The sequence below is a fragment of the Stagnimonas aquatica genome (assembly GCF_003730135.1).
GTDB lineage: Bacteria > Pseudomonadota > Gammaproteobacteria > Nevskiales > Nevskiaceae > Stagnimonas > Stagnimonas aquatica.
The window spans coordinates 312,646-330,923 of the sequence record NZ_RJVO01000001.1 but is presented as its reverse complement, the minus strand read 5'-3'; the positions used below and the strand labels follow the sequence as shown (position 1 = coordinate 330,923).

General features: G+C 70.0%; 14 protein-coding genes. 9 read left to right on the top strand and 5 right to left on the bottom strand.

Features of this window, described 5'->3' with window-relative positions; all coding sequences use genetic code 11:
• Window positions 1-6: 6 nt before the first annotated feature.
• Entirely contained in the window at window positions 7-1,569 is a 1,563-nt protein-coding gene (locus ED208_RS01460; protein ID WP_123210075.1) for a GGDEF domain-containing protein, read from the top strand.
• A gap of 7 nt (window positions 1,570-1,576) precedes the next feature.
• On the opposite strand, the gene ED208_RS01455 is transcribed toward ED208_RS01460, so the two are convergent.
• A complete protein-coding gene (locus tag ED208_RS01455) occupies window positions 1,577-1,765 on the bottom strand; it encodes a hypothetical protein (protein WP_123210074.1) in 189 nt (62 codons plus the stop codon).
• The gene (locus ED208_RS01450; protein WP_123210677.1) at window positions 1,765-2,163 is read right to left on the bottom strand and encodes a DUF2237 family protein; all 399 of its coding nucleotides are present in this window, start codon (window positions 2,161-2,163) and stop codon (window positions 1,765-1,767) included. Before ED208_RS01450 ends, ED208_RS01455 begins: the two co-directional genes overlap by 1 nt.
• A 41-nt stretch (window positions 2,164-2,204) precedes the next feature.
• On the opposite strand from ED208_RS01450, the gene ED208_RS01445 reads away from it, so the two are divergent.
• On the top strand, window positions 2,205-3,077 hold the full coding sequence (locus tag ED208_RS01445; protein ID WP_123210073.1) for a transglutaminase family protein: 873 nt from the start codon (window positions 2,205-2,207) through the stop codon (window positions 3,075-3,077).
• Between the two features lie 199 nt (window positions 3,078-3,276).
• The gene (locus ED208_RS01440; protein WP_123210072.1) at window positions 3,277-3,732 is read left to right on the top strand and encodes an REP-associated tyrosine transposase; all 456 of its coding nucleotides are present in this window, start codon (window positions 3,277-3,279) and stop codon (window positions 3,730-3,732) included.
• A gap of 176 nt (window positions 3,733-3,908) precedes the next feature.
• Here the strand turns inward: ED208_RS01440 and ED208_RS01435 are convergent, their stop codons facing one another.
• Window positions 3,909-4,442 (bottom strand): hypothetical protein, encoded by a 534-nt coding sequence (locus ED208_RS01435; RefSeq protein WP_199720474.1) that lies wholly within the window; start codon window positions 4,440-4,442, stop codon window positions 3,909-3,911.
• 64 nt (window positions 4,443-4,506) lie between these two features.
• Between ED208_RS01435 and ED208_RS01430 the strand changes: the two genes are divergently transcribed.
• The 3 genes from ED208_RS01430 to ED208_RS01420 all read left to right on the top strand — a co-directional run bounded on the left by ED208_RS01430 (window position 4,507) and on the right by ED208_RS01420 (window position 10,256).
• On the top strand, window positions 4,507-7,740 hold the full coding sequence (locus ED208_RS01430; RefSeq protein WP_158608388.1) for a penicillin acylase family protein: 3,234 nt from the start codon (window positions 4,507-4,509) through the stop codon (window positions 7,738-7,740).
• Window positions 7,741-7,879: 139 nt separating this feature from the next.
• Window positions 7,880-9,346: a flavin-containing monooxygenase gene (locus tag ED208_RS01425; protein WP_123210070.1), complete on the top strand. Its 1,467-nt coding sequence runs from the start codon at window positions 7,880-7,882 to the stop codon at window positions 9,344-9,346.
• Between the two features lie 4 nt (window positions 9,347-9,350).
• The gene (locus ED208_RS01420; RefSeq protein ID WP_123210069.1) at window positions 9,351-10,256 is read left to right on the top strand and encodes an ROK family protein; all 906 of its coding nucleotides are present in this window, start codon (window positions 9,351-9,353) and stop codon (window positions 10,254-10,256) included.
• Window positions 10,257-10,262: 6 nt separating this feature from the next.
• On the opposite strand, the gene ED208_RS01415 is transcribed toward ED208_RS01420, so the two are convergent.
• Together ED208_RS01415 and ED208_RS01410 are read right to left on the bottom strand one after the other, a co-directional pair.
• Window positions 10,263-11,621 (bottom strand): serine/threonine-protein kinase, encoded by a 1,359-nt coding sequence (locus tag ED208_RS01415; RefSeq protein WP_233574740.1) that lies wholly within the window; start codon window positions 11,619-11,621, stop codon window positions 10,263-10,265.
• A gap of 16 nt (window positions 11,622-11,637) precedes the next feature.
• Entirely contained in the window at window positions 11,638-12,567 is a 930-nt protein-coding gene (locus tag ED208_RS01410) for an alpha/beta hydrolase (protein ID WP_123210068.1), read from the bottom strand.
• Window positions 12,568-12,641: 74 nt separating this feature from the next.
• On the opposite strand from ED208_RS01410, the gene ED208_RS01405 reads away from it, so the two are divergent.
• The 3 genes from ED208_RS01405 to ED208_RS01395 all read left to right on the top strand — a co-directional run bounded on the left by ED208_RS01405 (window position 12,642) and on the right by ED208_RS01395 (window position 18,239).
• Window positions 12,642-14,297, top strand: a complete 1,656-nt coding sequence (locus ED208_RS01405) for a CehA/McbA family metallohydrolase (RefSeq protein WP_148044650.1) — start codon at window positions 12,642-12,644, stop codon at window positions 14,295-14,297.
• 90 nt (window positions 14,298-14,387) lie between these two features.
• Window positions 14,388-16,529 carry a TonB-dependent receptor plug domain-containing protein gene (locus ED208_RS01400; RefSeq protein WP_123210066.1) on the top strand — a complete coding sequence of 714 codons (2,142 nt, stop codon included), beginning with the start codon at window positions 14,388-14,390 and terminating at the stop codon, window positions 16,527-16,529.
• Window positions 16,530-16,622: 93 nt separating this feature from the next.
• Entirely contained in the window at window positions 16,623-18,239 is a 1,617-nt protein-coding gene (locus tag ED208_RS01395; protein WP_123210065.1) for a class I SAM-dependent methyltransferase, read from the top strand.
• Window positions 18,240-18,278: the final 39 nt, after the last annotated feature.

Here is an 18,278-nt window from a genome sequence, read left to right as displayed (position 1 = left end):
GAGCGCATGCACGGTCCGGGCCTGGCGCGGCTGCGCTTCCGCAGCCTCCAGGTCGCTCTGGCTTTCCATCTGCTGCTGGCGGTGGGTGGTGGCATCGCCACCTACCAGCTGCCGGTGCGCAGCACCATCGAGTGGCTGGTCTACCCTCTCGACGCCCTGCTGTTGCTGCTGATCTGGTGGCGGGCGGCAGCGGCCAACCAGGCCGGCGATCAGCCGCGCCTGCAACGCTGGGCGCTGCTGCTGATCCTGCTGGGTGCGGCACTGCTGCTGCAGCGCATCGCCTATGCGATGTTCGGCCCACTGCTCCGGGAGACCGGACTCGGCCTGTTCCGGCCGGTGTTCGCCTACGTGCCCTTCATCTACCTGGCGGCGGTGGTGCTGCTGCCCAGCCGACGGGCACTGATCCTCTGCTGGGGCTACGGCGCCATCGTCGCGGTGCTGACGCTGCTGGGCCTCCGGCAGCTGACCGGCTTCGGTCTGCAAAGGCCGGAAGAGCTGCCGCTGCTGCTCTGGGTGCTGGTCGGCAATCCGCTGTTCCTGCTGCTGCTCTACGCCCTGCCGCGCTACGAGGACTGGCTGGAACTGGCCACCGCCAAGATCGCCCGCATGCGCGAGGCCGCCGAGCTGCGCGACCGCATCGACGCCGATGCCCGCCGTTTCAACCTGGTGGTCGACAGCCTGCAGGTGGGCGTCTGGGACCAGCGCTTCGAGCAGGGCCAGCTGGTCGAGCGCTGGTGGTCGCCGCGCTACTACCAGCTGCTTGGCTACACCCCGGCGGAGCTGCCGGCCGACGAAGCCAGCACCCGCCGCCTGTTCGGCGAGGCGATGCTGCCGGTGCGCGAAACCATCTACCGGCAGTTACGCGAGCGCGGCGGCGTCACCACCGTCGACGCGCAGCTGTGCACCGCCGACCGTGGCTGGCGCTGGTTCAACATCTCCTCCAAGGCGGAATTCGACGAGCAGGGCCGCTTCCGTCGCATCACCGGCGCCATCGAGGACATTCACGACCGCCGCGTCGCCGAGCAGGAGCTGCTCGATGCGCAGCTGGAGCTGGCGCAGATGGCCTACCGCGATCCGCTCACCGGGCTGTCCAACCGCCGCGCCTTCGACGAGCAGGCGCAGCGCGAGTGGGAGCGGGCGCTGCGCAACCGGCAGACGCTGGCGGTGCTGGCCATCGACCTCGACTGGTTCAAGCCCTACAACGACCACTACGGCCATCCGGGCGGCGACGAATGCCTGCGGCAGGCGGCGCGCTGCTTCCAGGCCGGACTGCGCCGGCCGGCCGACCTGGTGGCGCGGGTGGGCGGCGAGGAATTCCTGGTGCTGCTGCCGGAAACCGACGGCACGGGCGCGCTGACCGTCGCCGAAGCCCTGGAGCAGGCACTGCGGGCGCTGGCGATCCCGCATGCCGGCTCGCCGCTGGGCCTGGTCAGTTGCAGCATCGGCGTCGCGGCGCTGGTGCCGCGCGAGGGCGACTCCCTGCGCGAGCTGCTGAGCCGCGCCGACGCCGCGCTCTACCGCAGCAAGCGCGAGGGCCGCGCCCGGGTCAGTCTGGAGGTTGCCGGCTGAGCGAGCTTCAGACCCGCGCCGGGATCCACTCGCGCAGGAACTCCTCCGACGACAGCCCCAGCAGCACGTCCTCGTCGATCTCGTAAGGGTCGGCGTCGTAGCCGATGGCGCGGATCAGATAGCGGCGCCGGCCGGGGATCGGCTCCAGCTCGCAGCCGCACTCGGCGGCGCGACGGATGGCTTCGCTGAGGCCCATCAGACCGTCTCCGGCGGGTCCACCGCATGGCGCAGCAGCGCCGCTCTGGAAACGTAACGGGTCACCGCCGCGTGGGTGGCGGCGAGCTTCACTGGTGGCGCCAGGCCGGCCTCCAGGGCCTCGCTCCAGCGCAGCGCGCACAAGCACCACCAGTCACCCGGCTTCAGGCCGGGGAAAAGATATTCGGCGCGCGGCGTCACCAGATCGTTGCCGCGCTCCAGGCTGAAGCGCAGGAACTCGATGGTCATCCGCGCGCAGACCAGATGCCGGCCCTGGTCATTGCCGTCGGTCTTGCAGCAGCCATCGCGGAAATAACCGGTCAGCGGCGCGTAGGAGCAGGGCAGCAGCCGGCCTCCGAGGAGGTTGCGGGGCTCGTCAGCCAGTGGCGGTTCAGTCATGGTGCGCACACTCTACGCGGCCCTCGCGGAACCGACAGCCCATGATCCGACTGAAAGTCCGGCATCGCACCACCTATCGCTATGCCAACCCGGTGCGTCTGGACCCGCACCGCTTTCTCTGCCGCCCCCGCGACACTCACGAGTTGCGGGTGCTGGACACGCAGTTGTCGGTTTCGCCGGCCGCCGAAACCCGCTGGACCAGCGATGTGTTCGGCAACTCGGTGCTCTGGCTGCATTTCCACGAGCCGGCCACCGAGCTGGTGCTGGAGTCGGTGCTGGAGGTCGAGCACTATCCGGCCGATCCGGAGCAACTGATTCTGGACCCGCAGGCGGCGACCCTGCCGGTGGCGTACTCGGACTCCGAGCGGATCGACCTCGCGCCCTACCTGCGCCGGCACTCGCCCGATCCTGGCAACCGGCTGGCGCTGTGGGCGCGTCGCTACGTCAAGGCGCATGGCGGCGGCACCCTGGCGAGCCTGGCGGCGATCAATACCGCGATCCGCGAGGAGTTCCGCTACCAGCGTCGCGACGAGCCCGGCACCTGGCCCCCCTCGGCGACGCTCAGCGAGCGCACCGGAACTTGCCGCGACTTCGCCCTGCTGATGATGGAGGCGGCGCGCAGCCTGGGCCTGGCGGCCCGCTTCGTCTCCGGCTACCTCTACGACGCCGGCCAGGCCGGCGCCAGCGGCAATCTGCTCGGCGGCGGCGAAACCCATGCCTGGTTGCAGGTCTACCTGCCGGGCGAGGGCTGGGTCGCCTACGACCCGACCAATGGCCTGGTCGCCGGCAATAACCTCATCGAAGTGGCGGTGACCCGCGATCCCGAACAGGCGGTGCCGCTGGCCGGCAGCTTCGTCGGCCAGCCCGGCGATCCGCTGGGCATGAGCGTCGAGGTCACGGTCACCGAGCTTTAGCGGCAGGCTGGAGAGGATGGCGGGCCATGTTGGTTGGTCCAGCGCGACGATCCGCTGCGGGTGAGCGTGGCAGTGAGCATCCCCTGGCGCTAGCCGCTCTCCGCCATCGCTTGCCGTAGTCGGAGCGGGCTTGCCCGCGAGCAGAGGGCCTGCCGAGAATCGGTCGCGGGCAAGCCCGCTCCGACCGGGAGATGGGGCGATGGAATCCGGACAGCGCGCGCTGCGGCGAGGGCGCCATTCTCAGGCTGGGCAGGTTTACCTGCTGACCGCCGTCACGCTGCAAAGGCAGCCCTGGTTTCGCGATGACGCCGCCGCGCGTGCCGCAGCCCGCAGCTTCGGGTCGCAGGCCAGCCTCGGCGATGCCCGGTTGTTGGCCTGGGTGCTGATGCCGGATCACGCGCACTGGTTACTGGAGCTAGGGGAGCGGGATGCCTTGGCGCAGGTCGTCCGCCGGATTAAATCGTTCAGTGCGCGCTCCGCCAATGCGGCTTTGCAGCGTCTAGGCCCAGTTTGGTCCGAGGCCTATCACGATCATGCCCTGCGCCGTGAAGAGGACTTGCGGGCGGTGGCCCGCTATATCGTGATGAATCCGCTGCGGGCGGGCTTGGTTCAGCGACTCGGAGACTATCCGTACTGGAATGCGATCTGGTTGTAGATGGAGCCTTGCCCCGACCGACCTGGATCCATCCGCTCGCCAATGTAGGAGCGGGCTTGCCCGCGACCGGTTGGTTTGCCGGAAACGGGTCGCGGGCAAGCCCGCTCCTACGGGGCAGATCCGATCAGGCAAGCACGCGCAATTTGCGGCGAGGGGATGGGCAGCTCTTGTGCACGCTACTCGGTCTGGGCCTGCATCTGCTGAGCCGCCGAGGCCAGCGGCAGCCAGCCGCGCTCGCGTAGCAGGGCCTGCGCATCGGCGCTGTCGCCCGCGAACCAGGTGGCGGCGCTGCCGAGGATGAAGTGATAACCCCAGGCGTCCATGTCGGCGAAGCAGCGCGCCCGTGAATAGCCGGGCAGGCGCTCGGCCAGCAGGCATTGCAGGTAGCAGACCGCGTTCTCCTCGGTGTCGCTGCCGCCGGCGTCGGTGTGCAGGCCGGCGCGCCGCTGCTCGTCGGCCAGCAGCCAGTGGCAGGCCTCGTGCAGCGCCGAATGCACCGGGGTGTCGGCGCGCAGGTGCAGGCAGTTGCCGATCAACCCGGCCTCGGAGTCGCCCCAGTAGCTGCCGGGAATCTCGGCGCCGTCCGGCACCGGCTGCCAGCGCAGACCCAGGGGCGCCAGGAGCGATTCCAGGGCGCCGGAGGGCAGGGCCGAAACCGGCAGTACCGACCCGGTGGAAAAAATATCCGCCGACATGACAACCGCTTCCATGACCATCCCGTTATGAGTACCGAGGCCCGGCAACGTACCGCGCCCTTTGGAGGAGTTGGAAATGATGAACCACCACGTCCGCCGGCGTCTGCCGGTGCTGTCCCTTGTTCTGGCTTGCGGTCTGCTCACCGCCTGCGGGCGCAGCAGCGCGCCGGCGACTGGCGCCCCGCCCGGAGGCGGGCCGCCGCCGGTAGCAGACGCCGCCAATGTCTTCCTGTCGATCCTCCCGCCGGGCTCGAACGGAAACTCGGCCGGTGCCGTGGGTGGCCCCTTGCCGGGGCAGCCGCAGCTGGCTTATCCCGACAACTACCGCGACCAGCTCGACCTCTACGGCGATCTGGCCTACGCCCGGTCGCCGCTGCGCGCCGACCGCTGCGCGCCGCCGGCCGACATCGGCGCGCACCAGAAGTCCTCGGACCAGGCCTGCAACTACTTCAAGCAGGCCGGCCTGGAGCTGCCCGAGGCCGAGGCGGTTTCCAGCCTCAGCCTGACCGCGCCCAACGGCAAGCCGGTGACCATCCGCCGCGACGGCTGGGGCGTGCCCTACGTGGACGGCGCCGACCGTCAGGCTGCGCAGTTCGGCCTGGGCTATGCCGCCGCCGCCGACCGTCTGTGGCTGTTCGACGTGCTGCGTGCCGCCGGCCGCGGTCGCGCCTCGGAGAAGCTCGGTCCCTCGCCGACCACCTACGACCTCGATCTGGAATTCGGTTCGGCCTCCGCCTACGGCGAGGACGAGATCCGCGGCATCGTCGACAAGGCCGTCGCCAAGCTCGGGCCGCTGGGACCGCTGTTCCTGCAGGACACCGAGAGCTTTGTCGCCGGCATGAACGCCTACATCGACTACCTGCAGACGCCGGCGGGGCTGAGCCAGTTGCCGCTGGAATACACCACGCTGGGGCTGCGCCTGGGCGGCGAGCCGCTGTTCCCGCCGGCGGATTTCACCGTCAACGACATCGTCGCCAATGCGGTGCTGATCCAGTCGGCGCTGGGCCTGGGCGGCGGTGGCGAGGCGCGCAATCTGCAGCTGTTGCAGGCGCTGGATCCCAGCATCACCGGCGGCACCACCCGTCTGCCGGAGGCCGCCTGCAAGCTCTGGCGCGACCTGCGCCATGCCAATGCCCCGGATACCCCGGTCACCGCTTCCGGAACCTTCGCCACCCAGAGCCCGCCCTCGGTGGACGAGAGCTGCCCGCAGACCCTGCCGCCGGGGACGGCGATCTGGGATGTCGGCAGCTTCGTGGGCCACAGCTTGCAGTCGCATGGGCCCGGGCTGCCGACGCTGCCCTTGCCGCTGGCGGTTCCCGAGGCGCCGCTCGGCGTCGAGGGGCTGCGCGGCCTCGGGCGTCTGAACCTGCTGCCCCGTGCGCCGGCGGATCGGCTGGCCGAGCTGACCCGGCCGCCGCTGCGACCGGGGCTCGCGCACCTGGTGGCGCAGCAGGCGAGTGCCGACCCCGGCCTGAGCCTCAAGCGGCTGCTCAATCGCCACGGACTGCCGATGACCAGCTCCAACTGGATCGCCGCCGCCGGCAGCCAGACCGAAAGTGGTCACCCGATCCTGGTGGCCGGTCCGCAGACCAGCTACTTCATGCCGCAGCTGCTATGGGAGGCCGCCGTGGTCTCGCGTGGCGGCACGCCCTACGAGCTGGCGGCGCGCGGCATCTCCACCGTCAACCTGCCCTACATCGTGATCGGGCGCGGGCTCGACTTTGCCTGGAGCCCGACTTCGGCAGGTTCCGATTTCACCGACCTGCGGGTGTCCAAGCTGTGCAACACCAGCGGCGCGCCGGCCTCGCGCGGCGACGCCGACGGCGACGGCTATCCGGATAGCGATGGCTATCTCTACAAGGGCCGCTGCGTGCGCCTGTACAAGCGGCTCGATACCTGGACCGCCAATCTCACCGTCGCCAGCCTCGCGCTGGGCGGCCCGCAGAATCCGGAAACCGTGCGCCGCTACGTCTTGCGCACCCACTACGGACCGGTGGTGGGCACCGCCACCGTGCAGGGCGAGCCGGTGGTGGTTTCGAGCCAGCGCAGCACCTTTCTCGCCGATGTCGATACCGCCGCGCCGTTCGCGCTGCTCACCACCACCGGCATGGCGATGGATCACACGCGGTTCAAGAAGCTGTTCAACAGCATGACGGCGACCTTCAACTGGCTCTACGCCGACAGCAAGGACATCGCCTACATCCAGTCCGGTCTCTATCCGCAGCGGGCGGCGGGTGTCCATCCGGAGCTGCCCAACTGGGGCGACGGCAACTACGAATGGGTGGCCGACCAGAACCTGCCGGATGACTTCTTCAGCCGCTACGGCGGCGAGGTGCCATACCCGAGCCGCGCGCGGCCGACCGCGATGGACGACCAGGGCTACTACGAGTGGCCGGGTTTTCTGCCGCTGTCGGCGCACATCCAGGATCTGAATCCGCCGCAGGGCTATCTGGCCAACTGGAACAACTCCGGTGCCGCCGGCTGGTGGGCGGCCGATGCCAACGGCACCTACGGACCGACTCATCGGGTGAGCATGCTCAGCGACCGTCTCGCGGCGTTCCGCGCCAGCGGTCGCAAGCACACGCTGGCGACCATGGTCGAGGTGATGGCCGATGCCGCCTACACCGACCACCGTGGCCAGACCCTGCTGCCGCTGCTGATCGAGCTTGCCCGGGCGGGCACTCTGAGCGAGGACCAGCAGACGGTGCTGGCGCTGATGCAGGACTGGCTGGACGACGGCTCCCGGCAGTGGATCGACAACGGCAAGGGCCTGGGCGGCTACCGGCGCGACCGCGACGCCGACGGCGTCTACGACCACCGTGCCGCCGTGGTGTTCATGGACGCCTGGTACCTGCGCCTGATGCAGACCCTGACCCCGCAGCTGGAAACGCTATCGACCAAGGCCGGGGTGTTGACCGGCCGTCTCGACGCGCCACGGGCGCAGGGCTCGGCCTTTCAGGAAGGCTGGTACCAGCACATGCGCCGCCTGCTGCAGACCGCGCTCGATACTCCGGGGCATGCCAGTTACCGGGCGCTCCAGTGCGCCGGCTCCGAGGACCCTGCGCTCTGCCGCGCGGCGGTGCTGAGCGCGCTCAATCAGGCGCTGACCGATCTCGGCGGGCTTGCCAACCAGGCCGCCTGGGACGGCACGCAGCTGGTCTATCCCAAGGCCGCCGACTGTGGCGTGGTGGAGGATTGCGACGCCGTCGAGCACACCTCCTTCGCCTACCAGCCGGTGCCGGCGATCCACTGGATCAACCGCCCCACCTTCCAGCAGGCGGCGGAGATCGTGCGTGATCGCAACGGCCGTTAGCCGCGTCCGCCGCCGGCCTCGGGGCCGGCGGCGGGCACGGGTGCCTTGACCTGCGCTGCGCCGGTGGCTGGCGCGGCGGCAACTGTGCTGGTGCCCCGGTCCTTCTACAGTGCCGGCTCCCGACCCGGAGCGCCGCCGCATGTCCCTGGAACATTTCGATGTGCTGATCGTCGGTGCCGGCCTGTCCGGCATCGGCGCGGCGGTGCACCTCGGGCAGCAGTGTCCGCAGCAGAGCTACGCGATCCTCGAAGGGCGGGAGACGCTCGGCGGCACCTGGGATCTGTTCCGCTACCCCGGCATCCGCTCCGATTCCGACATGTACACGCTCGGCTATTCCTTCCGCCCCTGGACGGCGGCGAAGGCGATTGCCGACGGCCCGGCGATCCTCGACTACATGCGCGAGGTGGTGCGCGACTACGGCCTCGGGCCGCACATCCGCTACCAGCACCGGGTGGTCGGCGCCGAGTGGTCCACGCCCGAGGCGCGCTGGACGGTGGAGGTGGAGCGCGGCCCGCAGCGCGAGCGCCTGCGCCTGAGTTGCCGGTTTCTCTACCTCTGCGCCGGCTACTACGACTACGCCGGCGGCTACACGCCGGACTATCCGGGGCTGGATCGGTTTCGCGGCCGCTTCGTGCATCCGCAGCAGTGGCCGGCCGATCTCGACTATCGCGGCCAGCGGGTGGTGGTGATCGGCAGCGGTGCGACGGCGGTCACCCTGGTGCCGTCGATGGCCCGCGAAGCGGCCCAGGTCACCATGCTGCAGCGCTCGCCAACCTACATCCTCGCCTTGCCGGGCCAGGATGCGATCGCCAACGGCCTGCGTCGCCTGCTGCCGGCCAAGCTCGCCTACGCCATCACCCGCTGGAAGAACGTGCTGATGCAGATGTTCTTCTTCAACCTCTGCCGCCGCGCGCCGGGGCTGGCCAGGAAGCTGATCCGCGCCGGCGTGCGCCACCAACTGCCCAGGGGCTTCGACGTGGACAAGCACTTCGCGCCCAGCTACGACCCCTGGGACCAGCGGGTCTGCCTGGTGCCGGATGGCGATCTGTTCCGCGCCCTGCGCTCGGGCAAGGCCGACATCGTCACCGACCACATCGACAGCTTCACCGAGCGGGGCATCCGCCTGAAGTCCGGGCAGGAGCTGGCCGCCGATGTGGTGGTCAGCGCCACCGGCCTGAAGCTGCTGGCGCTGGGCGGGCTGGAGTTCGTGGTCGATGGCGAGCGGGTCGATCTGTCCAGCAAGCTCAGCTACAAGGGCATGATGATCAGCGACATCCCCAACATGGCGCTGGCGATCGGCTACACCAATGCCTCGTGGACGCTGAAGGTCGACCTCAGCTCGGCCTATCTCTGCCGCCTGCTCAAGCACATGGACCAGCACGGCTACCGGCAGTGCACGCCGCGTCGCCGGGACCCGGAGCTACAGGAGCAGCCGCTGATCGACTTCTCCTCCGGCTATGTGCAGCGCGCCATCGAAGCCTTCCCCAAGCAGGGCTCGAAGTCGCCCTGGAAGCTCTACCAGAACTATCTGTTCGATCTCCTGAGCCTGCGCTACGGCGCGGTCGACGACGGCAGCATGGAGTTTTCCGGCGCACTGGCAAAATAGCGGCATGCGTATCGGAATCGACCTCGGCGGCACCAAGACGGAAGCGGTATTGATGGGGCCGGGCTCGGCGATCCTGGCGCGCGAGCGTCTGCCGACGCCCTACGAGGACTACCACGGCCAGATCGCCACCATCGCCGAGCTGGTGCGACGCATGGAAGCTGCCGCCGGCCGCACCGGCCTGCCGGTGGGCATCGGCCATCCGGGCGCCATCTCGCCGGCCACCGGGCTGATCAAGAACGCCAATTCCATCTGCCTCAACGGCCGTCCGCTCAAGCAGGACATCGAGGTGGCTCTGGGGCGGGCGGTACGCATGGCCAACGATGCCGATTGCCTGGCGGTGTCGGAGGCCGCCGACGGCGCGGCGGCCGGCGCCAGCACGGTATTCGCGGCGATCCTCGGCACCGGCGTCGGTGGCGGCATCGTCGTCCACGGCCGTCTGCTGTCCGGCCCCAATGCCATCGCCGGCGAGTGGGGACACAACCCGCTGCCCTGGCCGCGCGCCGACTGGGACGAAGTGCCGGGACCGGCGCACTGGGACGGCCTGCGCGGCAGCATCGAGGCCTGGCTGTCCGGCACCGGCTTTGCCCGCGACCACGCCCAGCGCTTCGGCGGCGCGCTGCGCAGCGAGCAGATCCTGGAGGGCGTGGCCGCCGGCGACGCCGCCTGCGCCGAGAGCTGGGAGCGCTATCAGGACCGGCTGGCGCGGGCGCTGGCCAGCGTCATCAATCTGCTCGATCCGGAAGTGATCGTGCTCGGCGGCGGCCTGTCGAAGCTGGCGGCGCTGTACCAGAGCATTCCGCAGCGCTGGGGTGCCTGGGTGTTCAGCGACCGTGTCGATACCCGGCTGAAGCCGGCGCTGCATGGCGACTCCAGCGGCGTGCGCGGCGCCGCCTGGCTGTGGCCGGAGTGAGTCCGCTCAGGTGACCGGCGGCGAGGGCGTGGCAGCGGACAGCCGCGCGTTGGACATCGTCAGCCGGTAGATCAGGGTCTGGGTGAAGGTCTTGTAGAAACGCAACTGGCTTTCCGGCGCGACGTTGTCGAGCAGGGTGGCGTTGATGCGCAGCGCCAGTACCGTGCTCGCCGCCTGCACCGAGGCGGTGCGGCGCATGCCGGAGAGCAGGGCGATCTCGCCGAAGCAGTCACCCTTGCCGAGCACATGGATCGGCTTGCCGCCCTTGCGCACCAGCGCCTGGCCCATGGCGATGATGTAGAAGGCGTTCTCGACATCGCCCTCCTCGACCATGGTGGTGCCGGCGGCGAAGGTCTTGAGCTGGCTGGCGCCGAGGATGCCGTCGATCTCCTCCTCGGTGAAGGCATTGAAGAAGGCCAGGCCGCGCAGCGAGTCGCGGTTTTCGCGACGGTTGGAGTGGGCGTCGCTCTCGCGCAGGCGCTCCTGCTCGCGCATCAGGTCGGAGGCGAGGTCCAGGCCTTTTTGATAGCGCTCGGCCGGTTTCTTGGCGAGCAGCTTGGCCAGGATCTGGCACAGCTCGCGGGAAGCGTCCGGCCGCTTCTTTTCCAGCGCCGGCGGCGGCTGGTTGCGGATCGCCGCGAACAAGCCGGGCAGGTGTGGCGAGTAGAACGGCGGCTCGCCGGTGAGCAACTGGTAGAGCACCGCGCCCAGCGCGTAGAGATCGGAGGTGGGGCCGACCGGCTGGCGCATCACCTGTTCCGGCGACATGTACAGCGGCGAGCCCACCGCCGTGCTGCCGACGCCCTCGCGCGGCTCGTTCAGCTCGGCGATCGAGAAGTCCATGATCTTCGGGACGCCGTCCTTGGTGATCATGATGTTGCTGGGCTTGATGTCCCGGTGCAGCACGCCCTTGACGTGCGAGTAGTCGAGCCCGCGCGCGCACTTGATGCCGACATCCAGCACCTTGTCCAGCGGCATGCGCGGCCCGTTGCGCCGGCACCAGGGCAGCAGGGTGTCGCCGTCGACGTACTCCATGACGATGTAGCAGAGGTCGGCCTCCATGCCGGCGTCGTAGAGGGCGATGATGTTGGGGTGGTTGAGCATGCCGGCGGCGCGCGCTTCCACGAAGAAGTTCTTCGCCTGCATCTCGAAGTTGCCGCCCTGCCGGTCCTCGCTCAGGTGCAGGGCGATCTTCACCGCCACCTCGCGCTGCACGAAGGGATCGAAGCCCTTGTAGACCAGGCCGCTGGCGCCCTTGCCGAGCACGCCGCGAATCTCGTACTTGCCGATGCGGTTGGGCGCGTCGGCCGGCAGCGGGCTGGCGTTGTCTTCGCGGCGGGGCGCGACGGTCAGTTCGCTGCTCACGGCCGTTGGCTGTCCATCAGCGGCCGGTGAGGCGGGCGTGGATGAAGTCGGCGATGGCGGCAATCGCCGCGTCGGACTCCGGCATCAGTCCACCGTGCAACTGCCAGACATGCCAGAGCCTCGGCCAGATCTGCAGCGTCACCGGCACGCCCAGGGCGCTGGCGCGCTGCGCCAGGCGGGTGGAGTCGTCGTGCAGGATCTCCTGGCCGCCGACCTGGATCAGCAGCGGCGCCAGGCCGCTGAGATCGGCGAACAGAGGCGAGGCCAGCGGCAGCTTCGGGTCCTGACCGGCCAGGTACTGCGCGGCGCTGTCGGCGCCGAGCTGGCGCGACAGCATCACCTCCAGCCCGGCGCGTGAACTCACCGAGTCGCCGGACATGGTCAGGTCGGTCCAGGGCGAGAGGCAGACGATGCCGGCGGGTTGCGGCAGCGGCTCGCTCTTCAGGCGCAGCGCCAGCGCCAGCGCCAGGCCGCCGCCGGCGGAGTCGCCGGCGATGATGATCTTGTTGGCAGAGATGTCCTGCGCCAGCAGGCCGCGATAGGCCGCCAGCGCGTCGTCGATGGCGGCGGGGAAGGGATGTTCCGGCGCCAGCCGGTAGTCGGGCACCGCGACACAGACTCGGGCGTCGCGGGCCAGGCGCGAGGTGAGGACGCGGTGGCTGCGCGGCGAGCCGGTGACATAGGCGCCGCCGTGCAGGTAGAGCACGAAGCCGCGCGCGCCGCTGGCGGGGTGCGCCACCCATTCCACCGGCACCTCGCCGAGCGCGCCGGCGGTGTAGGTGGCGCCGCTGGCGGGCCAGGTGAGTTTGGCGAGCTTGTTCACCCGCAGGCGCTTGCGCGCCATGTCGGGGTCGTGCAGCGCCGGTTTCACGGTGAGGCCTGCGAACAGCTTGGTGAGGTGGCCGCGCAGGGACAGGGGTGCGTTGGGATCAATGCCTATGCTCATGGCTGGCAAGCCTAGCGGTTTTCGCCGGACTGCGGTGTCATTTCGCGGCCGCCGGCGCTCACTAAACTGCGGGCATGAAACTACGCTCCGCATCGTCCCTCTTGCTGGTCCTGCTCGCGGCCTGCGGTCGTTCGCAGGCGCCGTCGTCCGAACCGTCGCCGTCACCACCACCGCCGGGGACGGCGCTGTGTGCGCCGGGCGCGCCGGCGCTGGAATTCACCGGCACGGCCAGCGCCACCGAGGCCAAGAGCTATCGCATGCTGCCCTTTGTGGTGGCGCCGGGCAGCGAGCGGGTGGAGCTGAGCTACCAGTGGAGCGACAGGCCCGGCAACCCGCCGTCGACACCGCTCACCGCCACCACCTTCGATCTCGGTCTCTGGGACCAGCACGGCTACCGCAGTGCCCAGGGTTTTCGCGGTTGGGGCGGCTCGCGCCAGGGCCGCATCGACCAGGGGCAGGCGCCGATCTACGTGCAGCGCGACAGCGCCGACCGTGGCTTCGTGCCCGGCGCCATCGAGCCCGGCACCTGGTACGCCGACCTCGGTGTGGCGGCGGTGGCGCCGGCCGGCGCCGACTACCGGGTCGTCGTCGAGTGCAAGACCGCATCCGCCGGGGCGACGCCGGCCGACGATCCGGTGGACCGGCAACATGTCGCGCGGCGGCTGCCCGGCTGGTATCGCGGCGACTTCCACATGCACGCCTACCACTCCAATCCGAACGCGCCGGACTGGCCGGACTTCATCGCCCAGGCGCGCACCGCGCAGCTCGATTTCCTGATGGTCACCGAGTACGTCACCGGCCAGCACTGGCGCACGCTGGGCGCGGTGCAGCGGGCCCATCCCGATCTGCTGATCTGGCCGGGGCGCGAGATCATCACTTACCACGGCCACCTGATGGCCTTCGGTGAAACGCCCTCGGTGCTCGAATACCGTCACGGTTTCGAGGATGTCAGCGCCGCCGAGATCCAGCGCCTGAGCAAGGCCGACGGTGCGCTGTTCGGGGTGAATCACCCCACCACCTTTCCGCCGCCGCTGTTCAGCAATTTCTGCCGGGGTTGCTACTTCGAGCTGGACGACGCCATCGACTGGTCGCAGGTCGATACCATCGAACTGGTCAACGGCCCGATGCTGGCAACGCCGGACGATCTGGGGATTCCACTGCCGGTGGGTTCCATCGAGAACCCCTTCGTCGGCACCGCCATCCAGAAGTGGGAAGGCCTGCTGCGGCAGGGCTACAAGATCACCGCCGTCAGCGGCTCCGACAGCAAGGGCGTCGATGCCGAGGACCAGCGCCTACGCAAGGGCTATGGCTCCAGCCTGACTGCGGTCTATGCCAGCGAGCTGTCACGGCCGGCGCTGCAGGCGGCGATCCGCGCCGGCCATGCTTACATCCGCACCCGTGGCGTCAGCGGCTCGCCGGAGGTGCTATTCGAGGCCTCCGGCCCCAATGGTCAACAGGGCATCTATGGCGACCGGCTGAGGCTCGCCGAGGGCGAGAGCGCGACGCTCACCACCACCGTCACTGGCGGTGCCGGCCAGTGGCTCAGCTATTACGCCAACGGCCAACTGGTGGCCAGCCTGCCGGTGCTCACCGATCCGTTCGTGCATCGCCAGACGGCGCAGCGCCGGCCGGCCGGCGAGGGGCCGCTGGGCACGGTCTGGCGCATCGAGCTGCGCGACCTTCAGACCCGCACGGTGATCGGCAATCCGGTATTTCTCAATTCTCCGTGAGCATTCCGGTATTAATTGACCAATATTTGACGTTGTAAGAGCTATTTTTCGACCTGAACTTGTCGTCAATCACATTTTCAGGGAGCCCCGATGTTCACCCCTCGTCATCTCGCCGTGGCCGCCGCCCTTGTGGCCGCGCCGGCCTACGCCGATAGCGTCCTGCTCGACCCCGTCCAGGTCACCGCCACCCGTGGCAGCGCCAGCAGCTTCGAGGTGGCGCAACCGGTCACCGTGCTCGGCGCCGAAGACATCGGCAACCAGAGCCCGCAGGTGATGGGCGAGCTGCTGCGCGGCGAATCCGGCGTGTACTTCCAGCAGACCGGCCCCGGCCAGGGCATGGCCATCGTCCGCGGTCTCAAGGGCTCGGGCGTGCTGCATCTGGTCGACGGCTTCCGCCTCAACAATGCCTTCTTCCGCTCGGCGCCGAGCCAGTACATCGCCCTGCTCGACCCCTGGAACGTCGACCAGATCGAGATCGTGCGCGGCCCCAGCTCCACCCTCTACGGCTCCGACGCGATGGGCGGCGTGATCCAGGTGCGCACGCCGGAAACCCGTTTCAGCGGCAGCCAGATCGGCACCGCCGCCGAAACCCGCCTGCACTACGGCAGCGCCGATTCCGCCAAGGTCGGCCGGGTGAAGCTCGCCGCCGGCAACGAGAAGCTCTCACTGGCCGCCGGCTACACCATCGCCAACTACGGCGACCGCAAGATCGGTGGCTTGGGCCAGAGCGCCGACGGCGCCGGCAACATCAGCCTCAGCGACACGGTGGGGCCGGGCGAGTACACCGCGCGCGCCTACGACTTCAAGGCGATCTGGGCGGCGACGCCGGCGGACGAACTGAGCTTCGCGGTGCAGTACTTCGAGGTGCCGCAACTGTTCCGCTACAACGAGATGGTGCCGGGCTCCAATCCGCCGCCGGCCTCGCGCATCCAGGCGATCTACGACAACAACCGCGCCTTCTACCACCTGCGCTGGCGGCACAGCGCGCCGCTGGCTTTCGTGGACAGTCTGGAAGTGCATCTGGGCCGGCAGATCATCAACGACGACCGCTTCGACAACCCCTCGGCCAACCCGACCCGCTACGACCGCGAGCAGAACCGCTCGACTCTCGATGGCCTCACCGTCGCCGCGCAGACCGTGCTGAACCCGCAGCACACGCTGCGCTACGGCACCGAGCTGTACCGCGACGCGGTGGACAGCACCAAGCAGCGCAGCGGCAACAGCGGCGCCAGCTACACCGCCAGCTCGGGAACGACCAGCTTCAAGAGCCGCTTCCCGAACGGTGCCAGCACCGACAACTACGGCGTCTATCTGGAAGACCTCTGGGCCTTCGCGCCGGCCTGGCAGGCCAACCTCGGTGGCCGCGTCAACTACACCAGCACCACGCTGCCGGCGGCGCCGGAGTCCGACCGCACCATCGCTGGCGAGGTGGACAACACCGACTACAGCGCCCAGCTCGGCCTGCGCTACGCGATCTCGCCGAGTCTGGCCTGGACCAGCAACCTCGGCCGTGGTTATCGCGCGCCCAACATCTTCGACCTGGCCCTGGTCGGCGACCGTGGCGGCAGCCCGGCGCGGCCCTTCGTCGCCAACACCAACCTCAAGCCGGAGAGCCTGCTGTCGCTCGACACCGGCCTCAAGTACCGGTCGGGCGGCACGGTCGGCGAGTTCAGCATCTTCTACTTCGGCTATCGCGACCAGATTTCCACCGACAACCCCACCCGCGTGGTGCCGCAGGGCGAGCAGGGCTGCACCGACGCCGCCGGCTGCTACCAGGCCGAGAACCTGCCGAGCGCGACCTACTACGGTTTCGAAGGCTCGCTGCGGCAGCAGTTGCTGGCCCGGATCACCGCCCGTGCCACGCTCAACTACACCTGGGCGGAGAAGGAGCTGGCCAATGGCAGCAAGGAGCCCGGCAACCGCATCCCGCCGCTCAACGGCGTGCTCGGTCTCGACTGGCAGGCGCTGCCCAAGCTGGTGATCGCGCCCAGCGTCTGGTTCAACGACAGCCAGCACCGTCTCGACGGCCTGGATCAGACCGACGCCCGCATCGCCGACGGCGGCACGCCAGGCTTCGCGGTGGTCGACCTCGCCCTGCGCTGGAGCCCCAGCGAGCGCCTGCGCCTGCAGCTGGTCGGTGAAAACCTGTTCGACAAGAGCTACCGCGAGCACGCCTCCGGCATCGACGGCCGTGGCCGGGGTGTCGGCCTGACCCTGGAAGCCGCGTTGTAAAAATTCCTTGGGTGGTTTTCTGGGGGCCGCGAGTGCATCGCGGCCCCATTTTTTTGTCCGCCAGCTGTCATGCCGGCTGGCTAGCATGGCGCGGTGAGCTCCCGCGCCGCGCCGCCCGAAACCCTCAAGGACCTGCTGCGCCGGGCCGATCAGGCGGCGCGCGCCGGCCTGACGGCTGCGCAGTTCGATGCCTTGCTCGCCAGCCTGGACAGCGCCGCGCGGCCGCATGCCGGCTGCGATGGCCTGCTCGACTTCCTGCGCGCGCACCGCCCGGCGGCGCGGCATGCCGATATCGACCGCGTCTGGGTTCTGGCGCTGGACGAAGTCTGGGCGCGGCCCGCCGAACTGGCGGCGCCGCTGGCCGAGTATCTGGCGCTGAGCCCGCCGGTCGCGGCCGCCCTGTCGGCGCCCGATCCGGTTTCGACGGCGGTGCTGGCGGCGCTGGAAGCCGACCTCTTGCTGCACCGTCTGCTGGCGCTCAGCCCGCTGCCGCAGCCGCGCTGGGAAGCTCTGCTGGCGGCGCTCGCCGCGCGGCTCCTGATCGAGGCCGGCGCGGCCTGCCAGCGCTACCCGCGCTTGTTGGTCGCGCTGGCGCTGTGGGCGCAGCAGACCGGCCGCCTCGCCCTGCCGACGACCGACGCCACCGTCCGCGCCGCTGCGCACGCCTCGCTGATCGCCGCCGCCGCGCAAGGGCGGCCACCACCCGAGGCGCTGCTGGCCTGGGCCTTTCTGGCGGCGGCGCCCGAGCCTGGCGACTGGGCGCCGGTGCTGGCGCGGCTACCAGCCGGCGAACTGGTGCGCCGACTCCTGGCCGAGCCCTTGGCGGAGGCCGAACTGGCGCGGTCATGGCCGGCCGCCACCACCGTCGATGCCGGGCTGGCCGCCCAGTACGAGGACGATCCCTATCCGCGCTGGCAGGCCGAGCCGCGCCGTCCCTGGCCGCCACCCGCCGGGGTCACCCGCCTTCTGCCGGCGCGGCCCCGGGTGCTGATCGCCGGCTGCGGCAGCGGCCAGCAACTGCTGCGCGCCGCCGACCGCTATCCCGGCGCGCGCCTGCAGGCGCTGGACTTTTCCCGCAGCAGCCTGGCCTACGCGCAGCGCGCCTGCGCCGCCGCCGGGCTGCGCGGCGTGGAATGGCGTTGCGCCGATCTGCTCAGCCTCACCGGCAGCGGCGCGCGCTACGACCTGGTCGAGTGCATCGGCGTGCTGCACCACCTGCCGGACCCGGCCGCCGGACTGGCGGCGCTGGCCTCGGTACTCGCCCCCGGCGGCCTGCTGTGCGCGGCGGTTTACAGCGCCCGTGCGCGCGCCGAGGTCCGGCGCTTGCGCGAGCTTTGGCCAGCGCCGGCTTTCGAGGGCGATGAAGCGGTGGTGCGGCAAGGCCGCGCGGCCTATCTGCGCGGCGACTACGGCAGTCCCGATCCGGCCATCGTCGGATCCATCGACTTCTACTCGCGCGCCGGTTGCCGCGACCTGCTGTTCAACCGCCGCGAGCGGCACTACCGCCTGCCGGAATTCCTGGCCGAAGCCGAGGCGGCCGGCTTCGACTGGCTGCAACTGGAAGCGCCGGCCCCGGTCGCCGAGCAGGCCGCGCGGCGACTGGGCCGACCGGCCGAGCGGCTGGATGCCGCGCAGTGGGACGCCTACGAGGCCGACGCGCCGCGCAGCTTCGGCGGCATGTACCAGGTCTGGCTGCGCCGTCGCGGCTGAGTGCCGGAGCGCGGACAAAAAAGAGCCCGCTTGCGCGGG